The sequence below is a fragment of the Allobosea sp. NPDC055332 genome (genome assembly GCF_053645455.1).
This window is the reverse complement of the sequence record NZ_JBSHMO010000007.1, coordinates 1-13,934: the sequence shown is the minus strand read 5'-3', so window position 1 is coordinate 13,934 and position 13,934 is coordinate 1. Positions and strand designations below refer to the sequence as shown.

At 66.2% G+C, this 13,934-nt stretch carries 14 protein-coding genes; 9 read left to right on the top strand and 5 right to left on the bottom strand.

The annotated features are described in order from the left end of the window. Position 1: 1 nt before the first annotated feature. Genes ACWIGM_RS30235 through ACWIGM_RS30225 form a run of 3 tightly spaced genes read right to left on the bottom strand, consistent with a single transcriptional unit; the run spans position 2 to position 2,818 of the window. The gene (locus tag ACWIGM_RS30235) at positions 2–829 is read right to left on the bottom strand and encodes a carbohydrate ABC transporter permease (RefSeq protein WP_454029687.1); all 828 of its coding nucleotides are present in this window, start codon (positions 827–829) and stop codon (positions 2–4) included. Further along, positions 822–1,694: a carbohydrate ABC transporter permease gene (locus tag ACWIGM_RS30230; RefSeq protein ID WP_454029686.1), complete on the bottom strand. Its 873-nt coding sequence runs from the start codon at positions 1,692–1,694 to the stop codon at positions 822–824. Before ACWIGM_RS30230 ends, ACWIGM_RS30235 begins: the two co-directional genes overlap by 8 nt. Next, entirely contained in the window at positions 1,694–2,818 is a 1,125-nt protein-coding gene (locus ACWIGM_RS30225; RefSeq protein WP_454029685.1) for a mandelate racemase/muconate lactonizing enzyme family protein, read from the bottom strand. The genes ACWIGM_RS30230 and ACWIGM_RS30225 overlap by 1 nt, the downstream gene beginning before the upstream one ends. Before the next feature lie 96 nt (positions 2,819–2,914). On the opposite strand from ACWIGM_RS30225, the gene ACWIGM_RS30220 reads away from it, so the two are divergent. From ACWIGM_RS30220 to ACWIGM_RS30205, 4 genes are read left to right on the top strand one after another with little or no spacing between them, the layout of a single operon-like run. Further along, positions 2,915–3,706 (top strand): FadR/GntR family transcriptional regulator, encoded by a 792-nt coding sequence (locus ACWIGM_RS30220; RefSeq protein ID WP_454029684.1) that lies wholly within the window; start codon positions 2,915–2,917, stop codon positions 3,704–3,706. After that, positions 3,678–4,979, top strand: a complete 1,302-nt coding sequence (locus tag ACWIGM_RS30215) for an ABC transporter substrate-binding protein (RefSeq protein ID WP_454029683.1) — start codon at positions 3,678–3,680, stop codon at positions 4,977–4,979. The genes ACWIGM_RS30220 and ACWIGM_RS30215 overlap by 29 nt, the downstream gene beginning before the upstream one ends. 31 nt (positions 4,980–5,010) lie before the next feature. Further along, on the top strand, positions 5,011–6,300 hold the full coding sequence (locus tag ACWIGM_RS30210; RefSeq protein WP_454029682.1) for an ABC transporter substrate-binding protein: 1,290 nt from the start codon (positions 5,011–5,013) through the stop codon (positions 6,298–6,300). Continuing rightward, entirely contained in the window at positions 6,300–7,052 is a 753-nt protein-coding gene (locus ACWIGM_RS30205; protein WP_454029681.1) for an SDR family NAD(P)-dependent oxidoreductase, read from the top strand. Before ACWIGM_RS30210 ends, ACWIGM_RS30205 begins: the two co-directional genes overlap by 1 nt. Before the next feature lie 7 nt (positions 7,053–7,059). On the opposite strand, the gene ACWIGM_RS30200 is transcribed toward ACWIGM_RS30205, so the two are convergent. Both ACWIGM_RS30200 and ACWIGM_RS30195 read right to left on the bottom strand, forming a co-directional pair. After that, positions 7,060–8,451 (bottom strand): ATP-binding protein, encoded by a 1,392-nt coding sequence (locus ACWIGM_RS30200; RefSeq protein ID WP_454029680.1) that lies wholly within the window; start codon positions 8,449–8,451, stop codon positions 7,060–7,062. Beyond that, a complete protein-coding gene (locus ACWIGM_RS30195) occupies positions 8,448–9,242 on the bottom strand; it encodes a response regulator (RefSeq protein WP_454029679.1) in 795 nt (264 codons plus the stop codon). Before ACWIGM_RS30195 ends, ACWIGM_RS30200 begins: the two co-directional genes overlap by 4 nt. 149 nt (positions 9,243–9,391) lie before the next feature. Here ACWIGM_RS30195 and ACWIGM_RS30190 point away from each other — a divergent pair, with 149 nt between their 5' ends. Genes ACWIGM_RS30190 through ACWIGM_RS30170 form a run of 5 tightly spaced genes read left to right on the top strand, consistent with a single transcriptional unit; the run spans position 9,392 to position 13,394 of the window. Next, a complete protein-coding gene (locus ACWIGM_RS30190; protein WP_454029678.1) occupies positions 9,392–9,607 on the top strand; it encodes a hypothetical protein in 216 nt (71 codons plus the stop codon). A 53-nt stretch (positions 9,608–9,660) separates the two neighbouring features. Further along, the gene (locus tag ACWIGM_RS30185) at positions 9,661–11,127 is read left to right on the top strand and encodes a TolC family protein (RefSeq protein ID WP_454029677.1); all 1,467 of its coding nucleotides are present in this window, start codon (positions 9,661–9,663) and stop codon (positions 11,125–11,127) included. Positions 11,128–11,148: 21 nt separating this feature from the next. Then, positions 11,149–12,585 carry a multicopper oxidase family protein gene (locus ACWIGM_RS30180; RefSeq protein WP_454029676.1) on the top strand — a complete coding sequence of 479 codons (1,437 nt, stop codon included), beginning with the start codon at positions 11,149–11,151 and terminating at the stop codon, positions 12,583–12,585. Positions 12,586–12,614: 29 nt separating this feature from the next. Beyond that, positions 12,615–13,094, top strand: coding sequence for a cupredoxin domain-containing protein (locus ACWIGM_RS30175; RefSeq protein ID WP_454029675.1), 480 nt, complete (start codon positions 12,615–12,617; stop codon positions 13,092–13,094). A 21-nt stretch (positions 13,095–13,115) separates the two neighbouring features. Then, the gene (locus ACWIGM_RS30170) at positions 13,116–13,394 is read left to right on the top strand and encodes a copper-binding protein (RefSeq protein WP_454029674.1); all 279 of its coding nucleotides are present in this window, start codon (positions 13,116–13,118) and stop codon (positions 13,392–13,394) included. Positions 13,395–13,934: the final 540 nt, after the last annotated feature.

Genomic DNA, 13,934 nt, shown 5'->3' with positions numbered 1-13,934 from the left:
CCTACCCCTTCACCGCGCCGGCGGTCAGGCCGGCGACGAGATGCTTCTGCATGAGGATGACGAAGGCCAGCACCGGCACGAGCTGCACGGTCGAGGCGGCGAAGAGCACGCCCCATTCGACGCCTTCGACGGCGCCGATCATCTCGGAGATCACCAATGGCGCGGTCTTCGCCTTGGTGGTGGTGAAGATGAAGGCGAAGAGGAACTCGTTCCAGGCGTAGACGATGACGAAGACCGAGACGGCGAGCATGCCCTGCGCCGCCATCGGCAGGATCACCTTGGCGATGATCTGCATTTGCGAGGCGCCGTCCATCATCGCGGCCTCGTCGAGCTCGCGCGGGATCTGGTCGATGAAGGTGCGCATCACCACCGTGCCGAGCGAGACGAAGAAGGTGGCGTAGAGCACGATCAGCACGAAATGCGTGTCGTTGAGGCCGAGCCAGTTCACCACCGGAAAGAGCGGCAGGGTGATCACGATCGGCGGGATCAGGCGGATGAAGATCAGGAAGAAGGCGGAGGCCTGCAGGCCCTTCGAGGCGAAGCGCGAATAGGCGAAGCCGGCGAGCAGCGAAACGCCGACGGCGAGCACGGTCGCGCCGACCGTGACCAGGAAGCTGTTCCACAGGCCGAAGAAGAAATCGCCCCAGCGGCTCCACAGCGCCTGATAGTTCGCGAAGGTCGGCGAGAAGGAGAAGGTGCCGGAGGTCGAAAAGATGTCGCGGTCGGCCTTGAAGGACGACATGGCGATCAGGCCGATCGGCACCAGCGACCAGGCGATGATGGCAAGGACGCCGACGAGCTTGAGGAGATGGCGCAGAAGCTTAGGCACGCGCGAACATCTCCCTGTAGAGCCGGCGCAGATAGAACAGCGCGAGCAGGAGCGAGGCGAGCACCAGGAGCCAGCCTGTGGCGGCGGCCGGGCCGAAGGCGTTGTAGCGGAAGGCCTCGAGATAGAGATAGACCGCCATAACCTCGGTCGAGCGTGCCGGACCGCCGCCGGTCATCAGCCAGACCTCGGAGAACAGCCGGAAGGCGAAGATGTAGCGGAACAGGGCCGCGATCAGCAGCGCCGGCATCAGCAGTGGCAGCGTGATCCGGCGAAACGAGATCCAGGGCGAGGCGCCGTCGATCGCGGCGGCCTCATAGAGATCGCTGGGTATCGAGAGCCGGGCGGCATAGAGGATGATGAAGCTGAAGGGCAGATGCAGCCAGATCGAGAGCAGGCTGACCATGGCGAGCCCGTGGCTCGGGTTCACCGCCCATTCGATCGGCGGCAGGCCGAGCGACATCAGAAGCCGGCTCATCATCCCGACATCCGGCTCGAACAGGAAGCGCCACATCACCACCGCCGAGACTTCGCTGACGGCATAGGGCGCGAGCACGATCGCAAGCAGCAGCGCCCGAAACGGCACCCCGGAGGCGAAGAACAGCGCCATGCCGAGGCCGAGCAGGAGCTCGACATGCACCACCACGGCGACGACGATCACCGTGTTGATCAGCGCCTTCCAGAAATAGGCGTCGCCCAGCACCTTGGCGTAGTTGGCGAAGCCGACGAAGCTCGCCGCCTGGCCGAAGGAGGACTGGTTGAGGCTGAGCCAGAAGACATAGATCGCTGGCAGGAAGATGATGCCGCCGATCATCAATTGGACCGGCGAGACCAGCGCGATGGCTGAGAGGGGCGTGCGGGCGCTCATCACGCGATCCTGAAGCGCGCCAGCGCGTCGCGGTCGATCTCGATGCCGAGCCCCGGCCCCTGCGGGACAGCGAGCTTACCGTCAGCAAGCTGCGAGCCTTCGCCGACGATCGGATGGGTGAAGGCGTCGCGCAGCGGGTTCTGGTAGACCATGCACTCGAAGGTGCGGAAGGTCTCGGCCGCGGCGGCGAGCTGCAGGCTGGCGGCGACGCAGATTGCGCCGGACCAGCCGACATGCGGGGCGTAGGCCGTGTTGAAGGCGGCGGCGAGCTCACAGATGCGCCAAGTTTCGCTGATTCCGCCCGAGCGCGTCACGTCCGGCTGAATCAGCCCGAGCGAGCGATCCTGCAGCGAGATCAGCGCGTCCGAGGCGACGAAGTCGCTCTCGCCGGCCGCGAGCCGGATCGGCAGATGCTGGGCGAGCCGGCGATAGCCCTCGCGGTCCTGCGGCGCGATCGGCTCCTCGAAGAAGCCGTAGCCGAGATCGGCCAGCGCCCGCCCGACGATCAGCGCATCGTCGACGTCATAGGCCCAGTTCGCATCGACATAGAGAGCGATGTCGTCGCCGGCGAGCTTGCGGACAAGCTTGGCGCGGGCGATCGCATCGTGCAGCGGATGGCCGAGCTTGACCTTGATCTCGCGGAAGCCGGCCTTGAGCACGGCGGCGACCTCGGCCTCGACGGTGGCATCGTCGAGCCAGTTGATCGAGGAGGCATAGGCAGCGACTTCCGTGCGCCCGATGCCACCGAGCAGCTTGTGGATCGGTTGGCCGGCCTGCTTTCCGGCGATATCCCAGAGCGCGATGTCGACCGCGGCGATCGCCTCGACGATCTGGCCGCCAGGGCGCCCGGACAAGGCGGCGCGCATCGTCTTCCACAGCGCGCGCCGGTCGGCGGCATCGCACCCGATCAGCCGCGGCACCAGCGCCTCCTCGATGAAGCGGGCATAGCCGGCGGCGCCGCGGCGGCAGAGCCCTTCGCCGAAGCCGACTACGCCGTCCTCAGTCTCGACTTCGACCACGACGATTTCGATCGCCGGATAGTCGCCCTGCGACGTCCGCTGGACCTTGGGCAGCGTGGCCCGTAGCGGATGCGCGGTGATCTTCGCGATACGGCTGGCCGACATGAAGCGGCGTCCTCTTAGTGCTTAACTTATCTGATAGGTTGAACAGTTGCCAAGCTGAGTGGCATCTGTCAATGATCTCCCTGACGGAGGTGATCGATGAGCGATGCCGCTTCATCCCTGCTGGGTGGCGACGACCCATTCGCCGGCGGTGACGTCGTGCCGATGCGGCTGGGCGATGCCGTGATCCAGCGCATCACCCAGGCGATCCAGGATGGCAGGTTGAAGCCCGGCGACGCCTTGCCGTCGGAAGCGCGGATCGCCGCCTCCTTCGGCGTCAGCAAGCCGATCGCCCGCGAAGCGATCCGCCAGCTCGCGGCGATGGGCGTCGTGCATATCCAGCAGGGCAAGCCGACCCGTATTCAGGCGCTCGATGCCGCTCCGCTCGACCGCTTCTATCGTTTCGCCGTGCGCGGCCGTGCCAATGGCCTGACCGAGGCGGTGGAACTGCGCCGCATCCTCGAGCCGCCGATCGCGGCCCATAGCGCGGCACGCCGCTCGGCGGAGGATATCGAGAAGTTCGACCTGATCCTCGCCCGCATGGAGGATGCGCTCGGCCATGTGCCGCGCTGGATCGAGGCCGATCTCGATTTCCACGAGGCCATCGCCGCGTCCTCCGGCAATCGCCTGCTCGACTTCCAGATCAGGGGTCTCAGGCCGGTGATCCGCGAGGTCATGGAGATCTTCAATTCGCGCGAGAAGCGCACCAGGGACGACTGGCGCCGCACTTATCAGCGGCATGTCTGCGTCGTCGAGGCGATCCGCGCCGGCGATCCGGCCGCGGCTTTCGCCGCCATGAGCAAGCATTTCGAAGCGGCAGAAGCCGCCATCGCGGAACTCGCGAACCATCGGGAGGACAGGCATGAGCACGGAGACGGGACTGAACCGTAGGCAGTTCGGCTTAGGGGTTCTCGGGCTGAGCTTCGGGACGCTGGGCGCAGGCGCTGCCCGCGCGCAGCAAGGCGGGCCGTTCAACGTCTTCGCTCATCGCGTCATGCAGACGGTCGCGACCGGCGCGCAGGGCGGCGACATCACCAGGGACTGGGCCGCGAAGAACGGCGCCAGCGTCCAGTGGACGACCTTCGACACCGGCCCGTTGCAGGAGCGGCTGTTTCGCGAGGCGAGCCTCGGCGAGACCTCGGTCGATGTTGGCTTCGTCCTCAACACGCAGGTGGTGCCCCGCGCGGCAAACCTGTTCGAGCCGCTCGACGACTATCTCAAGCGCGATCGGCTCGAGGATGCCGCCGATATCTTCCCCGGGCTGATGCAAGGCATGACTGTCGGCGGCAAGCAGCTCGCCGTGCCGTTCCGCCATGCCTCCTCAGGCCTGCACTACAACGAGGAGATCCTAGCCGAGAAGGGCTTCTCCAAGCCGCCGGCGACGATCGAGGAGATGATCGAGATCGCCAGGGCCTGCAGCTACCGCCGCGCCGACGGTACGCAGGTCGTCGGGCTGTGCATGCCGGGCGTGACCTATCCCAATGTGATCGACCTCGCCCGCGCCTGGGATGGCGAGTTCATCACGCCCGACTTCAAATGCGCCGCCGACCAGCCGCCGATGCTGAACGCGATCCGGACGCTGCGCGAGCTTTTCCAGGCCAATGCCTTCCCGCGCAATTTCGCGACGCTCTCGCCCGAGGACGTCAATGTCTGGATGCAGCAGGGCCGCGCTGCAATGAGCCTGCAGAGCATGGGCCGCAATCGCATCTACAACGATCCGCAGAAGTCGAAGTTCTCCGGCAAGATCAAGACGATCGCCGTGCCGGCCTCGAAGACGCTGGCGGGCAAGTACGATGCGGCCCCGGCCAAGGTCGAGTTCTGGGGCATGGTCATCCCGAAGAACGCCAAGCGCAAGGATCTCGCCTGGAGCTTCATCAAGGCGATGGCCTCGAAGGAGGCGACGCTCAAGGCCGCTCTCAACGGCAACGGCCCGGTGCGTGCCTCGACCTATGCCGACCAGAGCTTCGCCGGAACCGTGCCTTATGCGGCCGAGGAGCTGAAGGTGCTGAAAGTGGCGCGCGTGCCGTTGCCGGCCTTCGATGAGGCGGCGCGCGCCGGAGACCTCTTCAAGGAAGAGGCGGAAGCCGCAGTACTCGGCATGAAGACGCCGGAGGAGGCGATGGCTTCGCTGGTCAAGCGCGTGCAGCCGCTGCTGCCGGCCTGACCGAAGGCTTAAAAAGCCCGGAGGAAATGCCATGACCTTTCCGATCTCGCGCCGTAGGTTCGGCGCTCTCGCTGGCGCGGCTGTGGCTGCTGCCGCCTTGCCTGGTCGTGCCTTCGCCCAAGCGAAGACGCTCACCGTTCTCGGCCACCGCGTCCACCAGACCGCGGCAACGACCGGGCCGGGCGGCGATGCCACCGAAGCCTTCCGCAAGGCGAGCGGGGCGAACCTCAACTGGGTCACCTTCGGCGATGTCAACGCCGTGCATGAGCGCCTGCTGCGCGAGGCCTCGCTGGCCGAGACCTCGATCGACGTCGCCTATCTCGTCAATGGCCGCGCCGTGCCGCGCAATCTCAAGCTGTTCGAGCCGCTCGATGCGTTCACGAAGGATGCGCCGATCGAGGCCTTCGACGATTTCGCGCCGGGGCTGATCGCGCCACTCAAGGTCGACGGCACACTGCATGGCATACCGGTGCGCCATGCCACCAATGCGCTGATCTATAACGAGGCGCTGCTGGAGGAGCGCGGTGTCAGCAAGCTGCCGGCGAGCTTCGAGGAACTGGTCGAGGTGGCGCGCAAGCTCACCTTCAAGCGTGATGACGGCACGCAGGTCCACGGCCTCGCCTTCACCGCCGTCTTCGCCTCGAATTTCCTGACCTTTTCGCGCTGCCTCGGCGGCGACTACATGACCGCTGATGGCAAGCTCACCGCCAACGAGCCGGCCATGGTCAAGGCGCTGACCATCCTCGCCGATCTCTACAAGACCGGCGTGCTGCCGCGGAATTTTGCCACGGTGAACAATGAGGAGATCACCACCTGGATGCAGCAGGGCAGGGCAGCGATGACGATCAACCCGTTCGCCCGGCTGGTCTCCTACAATGATCCGGCCAAGGGCAAGTATGGCGGGCGCTTCAAACCGCTGCTGCCGCCGATGGCCGCCGATCTTGCCGGCAAGGTCGCCTTCGCGCCGACGGTCGAGTTCTGGTCGCTGATGATCCCGAAGAACGCCAAGCAGAAGCCGCTGGGCTGGGAGCTGATCCGCGCTTTGTCGTCGAAGGCCGGCACCACGGCGATGGCACTCAACGGCAATGGACCGACCCGCATCTCGACCTATGCCGATGACAAGCTGAAGGCGGCGATGCCCTATGCCGCTGACGAAGCTGCGGCGCTGAAGGCCTCGCGCATCCATCTGCCGGCCTTTGACGAGCAGGCCCGCGCCCATGATATCTTCATCGAAGAAACGCAGGCCGCCGTACTCGGTCGCAAGCCGCCGCAGCAGGCGATGGACGATGCGGTCGCCCGCGTGAAGCCGCTGCTCGGCTGATGGCGGGCGTTCTGGCTGGACGGACCGCGCTTGTCACGGGCGCGGCTCGCGGGATCGGGCTCGCGATCGCGACGCGGCTTGCCGAGGCCGGCGCGCATGCAGTCATTCATGATCGGGACGCCGCGGCTGCGACCGCGGCGGCGGCCGCTCTGCAAGCGAAGAATCTTGCCGCATCGGCCCTGATCGCTGATCTCGCGGAGGCCGCGGCCCCTGCCGCCATGGCGGTGGAACTGACGGCGAACGGGACCGCGCCCGACATCCTCATTCTCTGCGCTTCCGTCGAAACCCTCGAGACCTGGGACGCGGTCTCGGAAGCCGCGATGGCTGCGCAGACGCAGATCAATCTCTTCGCGACGGTGCGACTGCTGCAGGCCTTCCTGCCCGGCATGCTGGCGCGTGGCTTCGGCCGGGTCATCGCGATCGGCAGCGTGCAGGAGGCGCGCCCCAATCCGACGCATTTCTATTACGCGGCGACCAAAACCGCGCAGACCACCATGATCCTCAATCTGGCGCGGACCCTGCAGGCGCCTGATGTCACCTGCAATATCATCCAGCCCGGCGCGATTCTGACGAACCGCAACCGCGCCGTCCTGGCTCAGCCCGGACGGGAGGAGCAGGTGCTGGCGCGCATTCCGCTCGGCAGGCTCGGCCGTGCCGATGACTGTGCCGGGATCGCGCTGCTGCTCTGCTCGCCCGAGGGCAGTTACATCAACGGAGCAGAGATCGCGGTCGATGGCGGCATGCGGCTCTGAGCTGCGGTCAAGCCGCGGGAGCCTCGTCGCGCCCGGATGCGGACAGCTTCGGCAGCGACAGCGTGACGCGCAGGCCGCCCTCGGGCCGGTTCTCCAGCACGATGGCTCCGTCGTGCGAGCGGGCGATGGCGAGCGCGATCGTCAGGCCGAGGCCTGAGCCACCAGTCTGGCGGCCGCGCGATTCCTCCAGCCGGACGAAGGGGTGGAACACCCGCTCCCGATCGGCCTCGGCAATGCCCGGCCCCTTGTCCTCGATAGTGACGGCGAAGCTATCGCCCGCATCGGTGATGCTGACCCTGGCCTCCTCGCCATACTTCACGGCATTTCCGAGGATGTTGGAGGCAGCGCGCTTCAGGGAAAGCAGTCTACCGAAGACCGGGGCGGAGTTCAGCCCGACCAGCAGGACGAAGTGACCCTGGTCGACATGTTCGTCGACGATGGTCTCGATTACCGAGGCGAGATCGACCGGACGCAGCGGCTCGCTGGAGGTCCCGCCACGCAGATAGTCGAGGGTCGAGTCGATCATCGCTTCCATTTCGCCGAGATCGGCGTCGATCAAGCTGCGGGTCGCCTCGTCATCCAGGAACTCGGAGCGGAGCCTGAGGCGCGTGATCGGCGTGCGCAGATCATGCGAGACGGCGGCCATTGCCTGCATCCTCTCGGTGACCAGATGCCGGATGCGCTCCCGCATCGTGTTGAAGGCGCGAGCGGCCCGGCGCACCTCGACGGGCCCGGTTTCGGGAAGAGGTTCAGGGGTTTGATCGAGGCTGAAGCGTTCGGCCGCCTCGGCTAGATCGCGCAAGGGCCGCGTCGCCCAGCGCAGCAGCAGGAGCGCGACGACGACGATGGCGACTGCGAAGCAGATCATGATCGCGGTCAGGCCCCAGTCGAGATGCTGCGAGGCGCCCAGAGCCGACGAGGAGAAATTGACCCAGGAGCTGTCGTCGAGCCGGACCGAGACCAGCATCATATGCTTGTAGGCATTGGCCTCGCCGGCGCCGAGTGCGCCGTCATCGGCGAAACCGACCCGGAAGGATTCCGCCGCCAGCTCCGGCGCCAGCTCCTTGAGCCGCGCCTCCATCGCACGGGTGCGCTCGGTCATCGGAGCCGTGCCGAGGACCAGGCTGACCTTGCTCCAGTGCACTTCGAGGCTGGCGCTCGACAGATCGTGCGCGACGCGGTCGCGTTCCGGCGCCTGCGGCAGACTGGCGATCGCCCGCTTGATCGAGACGATGCGCTCGGCGAGGCCGCGATCCTGGCCTGCCGTCGCGAGGTTCTCGACGCCGACGCGATAGGCCCAGTAGCCGAGCAGATGGAAAGCGAGCAGCGCCGCAACCAGGATCAGGATGGCGCGGCTGGCGACGGTATCGGGCCAGAGCCGCTCGGCGAGTTTCGTCAAGCGGGTTGCCCTCGTTGATGATCGATCTGCGAGGCGAACAGGTAGCCGGCGCCGCGGACCGTCTTGATCAGCTGACCGCCCCGGCTGTCGGCTTCGAGCTTGCGGCGCAGGCGGCTGATCTGGACGTCGATCGTGCGATCGAAGGGATCGTCGCTCATCCGCGCCTTGGCGAACTGCATCAGCGCCTCGCGCGACAGGACGCGGTTGGCATGCTCGACGAAGGCGACGAGCAGGTCGAACTCGCCGGTCGACAGGTCGATCAGCGTCCCCGAAGGCGATTGCAGCTCGCGGCGCCGCAGATCCATGCGCCAGCCCTCGAAGCTCACGATCGCGCTCGCCTGCGTGACGGCGGCGCCGCGTCCCGCCCGCGCCCGGCGCAGCACTGCCCGGATACGGGCGAGGAGCTCGCGCGGGCTGAATGGCTTGGTGACGTAGTCATCCGCCCCGCCTTCCAAGCCGATGATGCGGTCGCTCTCCTCCGCCCGCGCCGTCAGCATAACGATCGGCACCTGCGAACTTGCGCGCACATCGCGGCAGAGATCGACGCCGGAGCGGCCGGGCAGCATCAGGTCGAGGACGATCAGGTCGATGTCACTGTGCGCCAGCGCCTCCAGCATCGCGCGTCCATCCGGAGCCCCGGTGACCTGATAGCCGTGCCGCTGCAGGAAGCGCGCGACGAGCAACCTGATCTGCGGATCGTCGTCGACCACTAGGATATGGCCGTGGTCGTCGGCGGTCATCGCTGCGGGAGACGAGGCCGTCTCTGCTTGTGGTTCCGTTGGAATACTCATGCTCGCGCGAGCGGGCTCCTGCCATCTCATCGCCTGCACAATAGCGCGCTCGCGGTCCGGCCGCCCCCACGGCTTTGAAACAATTTGTAACGGACGCCCGCGAAAGGCCGCTGCTACCCCTGTCGCATCGAAACAGGGGATGCCGAATCGTGATGTTCGTGAAGGTGCCGTTGCTGATGGCGGTCGCTCTGGCGCTCGGCGCCTGCTCCGCCACGGTCCCAGACCACCTGGCGCGGCCGGCCGATCCGAACGCTCGCGTTCCCGCCGTTTCCTATCGCAGCGTGACGGCCGGCGCCGCGACCTTCCGCCCCGCAGAGCCCAAGGATTGGCGCGAGCTCAATCGCCGGGTCGGGCCGAAATCATGATTCTGCCTGTCCGACTGACTGCTTCGTTCGCTCCATCGCTGGAAAGGCCGACCTTGACCGCTCCGACCGCGCCGAATGCTCGCCGCCTGCTGCGCTGGGGCCTGCTCGCCGGGACGGCGGCGCTGCTCGGCGGCTGCGCCGGCTTCTCGCCGGATGGCGGCATGACGCCGATCCAGGCTGCCGCCTACGCGGAGATCGGCAAGGAGGTCGTCAAGATCGGCGACGACCAAGTCGCGCTCACGGCGAAGGCGCGGGTCGACCAGCTCCTGCGCAAGCCGCTGACGGCGGACAGCGCCGTCCAGGTCGCGCTGCTCAGCAATCGCGGGCTGCAGGCGTCCTTCAATGAACTCGGCATCGCCGAGGCGCAGATGGTCGCCGCCAGCTTGCCGCCCAACCCGCGCTTCGGCATCTCCAAGCTCTCCGGCCGCTTCGAGGTCGAGGTCGAACGCCAGATCGTCGGCAGCCTGCTCGCGCTCATCACCCTGCCGGCCAGGGCCGAGATCGCCGGCGATCGCTTCAAGACCGCGCAATTGCGGGCGATCGAGGCGGTGCTGCGGCTCGCTGCCGATGCCCGCCGCCAATACTACCGCGCAGTCGCCGCCAACGCCCAGGTCACCTTCTACCAGGAGGCGAAGGCTTCCGCCGACGCGGCTTCCGAGTTGTTCAAGCGGCTCGGCGAATCCGGTGGTGTCAACAAGATCGACCAGGCCCGCGAATTCGCCTTCGAGGCCGAATTGACGGTGCAACTGGCCCAGGCGCGCCAGCAGCAGAGTCAGGAGCGCGAGCGGCTCGTTCGCCAGCTCGGGCTCTGGGGTAACGACCTGAAATTCCGGCTTGGCAGCCTGCCGCCCTTGCCCCGGTTACAGTCGGTCAAGGCGATCGAGGCCGAGGCGCTACGCAAGCGCGTCGACATCCAGATCGCGCGGGCTGAGCTCGACACGCTGGCGAAGTCGCTCGGCCTTGCCAATGCCACCCGCTTCGTCAACGACATCGACCTGCTCGGACGCCGCACCTATGACCGCGGCCGCAGCATCAACGACCATGGTGATATCGAGCGGGAATCCAGCCGCAGCCGGACGTTGGAGCTGGAGATCGACATCCCGATCTATGATTTCGGCCAGTCCAAGGTGGCGCTCGCCGAGCAGACCTACATGCAGGCGGCCAACAGGCTGGCGGAGAAGGCGGTCAATGCCCGCTCGGAGGCACGTGAGGCCTATACCGCCTACCGCGCCAATTACGACATCACCCGGCAGTATCAGAACAACGTCCTGCCGCTGCGCAAGATCATCCAGGAGCAGTCGCTGCTGCAATACAGCGGCATGCTGAACGACGTCACCGACCTCATCACCGATGCGCGCAACCGCATCCTCTCGAATGTCGCGGCGATCAATGCCCGCCGCGACTTCTGGATCGCCCACACCGACTTCAAGCATGCGCTGATCGGCGGCGGCAGCGGAGGCGGCGGCTCGGCCACAGTCGCGGCTGCGGGCGGCGGCGATGCCGGCGGCGGCGGACACTGAGCGGGCGGAAGGAGCAGAACCATGACCACGCTATCGCGCAGAGGCTTCATCGGCACCTCCGGCCTCGTCGTCGCCGCAGCCGGCGCAGTGTCGGGACGCACAGCCTTCGCGGCCGTGCCGGAGGCTCCGACCATGGCGGAAGCAACGACGCAGGCCCCACTGGTGCCGACCTCCGGCCCCGACTACCAGCCGGTCGCGACGCTGAACGGCTGGACCTTGCCCTGGCGGATGAACGGCGACTGGAAGGAGTTCCATCTCGTCGCCGAGCCGGTGGTGCGCGAGTTCGCACCCGGCATGAAGGGCTATCTCTGGGGTTATAACGGCCAGTCGCCGGGACCGACGATCGAGGCGGTCGAGGGCGACAAGGTCCGCATCTACGTCACCAACAAGCTGCCGGAGAGCACGGCGGTGCACTGGCACGGCCAGCGCCTGCCCAACGGCATGGACGGCGTCGGCGGTTTGACGCAGCCGCACATCCCGCCGGGCAAGACCTTCGTCTACGAGTTCCAGCTGCGGCGCTCGGGCACCTACATGTACCATCCGCATTCGGACGAGATGGTCCAGATGGCGATGGGCATGATGGGCTTCTTCGTCGTCCATCCCAAAGACCCGGCTTTCCGCCGGGTCGACCGCGACTTCGTCTTTTTGCTCAACGCCTTCGACATCGAGCCCGGCTCCTATGTACCGCGCGTCGCCGAGATGACCGAGTTCAACATGTGGTGCTGGAACAGCCGCGTGTTCCCGGGCATCGACCCGCTCGTGGTCGGGAAGAACGACAAAGTCAGGGTCCGCTTCGGCAATCTGACGATGACCAACCACCCGATCCATATGCACGGCTACGAGTTCAAGGTCTCGTGCACCGATGGCGGCTGGGTCGATCCCGCGGCGGCCTGGGACGAGGTCTCGATCGACTGCGCCGTCGGCCAGATGCGCGCCTTCGACTTCGTCGCCGACGAGCCCGGCGACTGGGCGATCCACTGCCACAAATCGCACCACACCATGAATGCGATGGGGCATTCGGTGAAGAACTATATCGGCGTGAGCAAGAAGGACCTGGCCAAGCGCATCGCCAAGATCGCGCCGGGCTACATGCCGATGGGCTCGAACGGCATGGGCGAGATGGGCTCGATGGAAATGCCCCTGCCTGACAACACCTTGCCGATGATGACGGGCTTTGCCCAGTTCGGCCCGGTCGAGATGGGCGGCATGTTCTCGGTGGTCAAGGTCCGCGAAGGTCTCGCCAAGAACGACTACAAGGACCCCGGCTGGTTCAAGCACCCGGAAGGCACCGTCGCCTTCGAATACAAGGGCCAGAAGCTCGCCGAGGCGCCGCGCGGCACCTCCCCCGACAGCGGCATCGATCCGACCGAGTGGCGGGTCAAAGACCCGCGCAAGCCGAGCCTCGGGCCGGACGGCAAGCCACGGCCTGCCACCAAGAACCCGCATTCCAACCACTGAAGACGTCGACCTTCTAGCAGGAGAGCCTCATGAGAACAGCATTCAAGCTCGCCGCAATCGCACTTCTCTTCTCCGTCGGCTCTGCCCTGGCAGGCCCTGGTGGTGCCGGCCACGGCCATGGCGACGAGACCGCCTATGGCAAGCCGGGCGATCCCAAGAAGCCCGCGCGCATCATTGCCGTGGCGATGGCCGAGCGCGATGGCAAGATGTCCTTCATCCCCGATCGGATCGAGGTGCGCCGCGGCGAGCAGATCCGCTTCCAGCTGCGCAACAATGGCGAACTCGACCACGAGCTTGTCCTGGCGACGCTGGAGGAGAACCTCAAGCACGCGGTCGAGATGCAGAAGAATCCCGACATGGAGCACGACGATCCGAACGCCAAGCGCTTGTCGCCGAAGAAGACTGGCGAGATCGTCTGGGCCTTCACCAAGGTCGGCGAGTTCGACTTTTCCTGCCTGATCCCCGGCCACCGCGAAGCCGGCATGACCGGCAAGATCATCGTCAAGTAAGCCTCACGAAAGGAGCATCCCATGCTCAGGACGACAGCCACCCTCGCTTTTCTGCTCCTTGCCCTCCCGGCCGCGGCGCAGTCGGTCACTGGTACGGTCACCAAGGTCGACGAGCCCCAGGGCAAGCTCACCATCAATCACGGCGCGATCAAGAATCTCGACATGGACGCCATGACGATGGTGTTCCGCGCCGGTGATCCGGCCATGCTGAAGGGGCTGAAGGCCGGCGACAAGATCAAGTTCGACGCCGACCGCGTCAACGGCCAGATCACCGTCACCAAGCTCCAGAAAGCGAAGTGATCCGATATCGCGGGGGTGGATCGCGCCGGTCCATCCCTCTGCGCCGGGGCAGCGCCCCGGCGCTGGTTTTTCTGGGTGGCCTTTCCGCCGCGTTCGCCTCCGACGGTGACCTGCAGCGCACCCTCCTCGATCAAGGTTGCGTCAGGCCGAGGATCGAGACCGTGTTGAAGCGGGATTCGTTCGTCGTTTATCGCGCCAATTGCCTGGGCACGTCGCACAAGGTGCTGGATATCACCTGTGCGGGATCCCACTGCACGGTGAGTGGCCGGCTCGCGGAGCCGGAGGAACAGGTTCCGGCAGAGGCCCGATAGCAGCAATAGCCACCTCTCGCTGCTGGCCCGGCGTAGCCTTTTCGTTCTGTCGGCGCTGTCCGGTCACAGCGCCTGATTATTGTTTCCGCCGCACATGTCAGATGGTTGTGGCGCATATTATTGCGTTTGTGGTTTGAAAATCAGCGTTCTGGTTGGCTGACAATGCTGTCGTGGTGGTTATTGTGGGGTGGTTTTTGGCGGGAGCGCTCCGGAAGAGGGCGGAGCGCTT

What these genes read in the sequence shown, in the direction of transcription:
- ACWIGM_RS30230 (WP_454029686.1), bottom strand. Translation starts at nt 1,694, where the DNA reads ATGAGCGCCCGCACGCCCCTCTCAGCCATCGCGCTGGTCTCGCCGGTC.
- ACWIGM_RS30225 (WP_454029685.1), bottom strand. Translation starts at nt 2,818, where the DNA reads ATGTCGGCCAGCCGTATCGCGAAGATCACCGCGCATCCGCTACGGGCC.
- ACWIGM_RS30220 (WP_454029684.1), top strand. Translation starts at nt 2,915, where the DNA reads ATGAGCGATGCCGCTTCATCCCTGCTGGGTGGCGACGACCCATTCGCC.
- ACWIGM_RS30215 (WP_454029683.1), top strand. Translation starts at nt 3,678, where the DNA reads ATGAGCACGGAGACGGGACTGAACCGTAGGCAGTTCGGCTTAGGGGTT.
- ACWIGM_RS30210 (WP_454029682.1), top strand. Translation starts at nt 5,011, where the DNA reads ATGACCTTTCCGATCTCGCGCCGTAGGTTCGGCGCTCTCGCTGGCGCG.
- ACWIGM_RS30205 (WP_454029681.1), top strand. Translation starts at nt 6,300, where the DNA reads ATGGCGGGCGTTCTGGCTGGACGGACCGCGCTTGTCACGGGCGCGGCT.
- ACWIGM_RS30195 (WP_454029679.1), bottom strand. Translation starts at nt 9,242, where the DNA reads ATGAGTATTCCAACGGAACCACAAGCAGAGACGGCCTCGTCTCCCGCA.
- ACWIGM_RS30180 (WP_454029676.1), top strand. Translation starts at nt 11,149, where the DNA reads ATGACCACGCTATCGCGCAGAGGCTTCATCGGCACCTCCGGCCTCGTC.
- ACWIGM_RS30175 (WP_454029675.1), top strand. Translation starts at nt 12,615, where the DNA reads ATGAGAACAGCATTCAAGCTCGCCGCAATCGCACTTCTCTTCTCCGTC.
- ACWIGM_RS30170 (WP_454029674.1), top strand. Translation starts at nt 13,116, where the DNA reads ATGCTCAGGACGACAGCCACCCTCGCTTTTCTGCTCCTTGCCCTCCCG.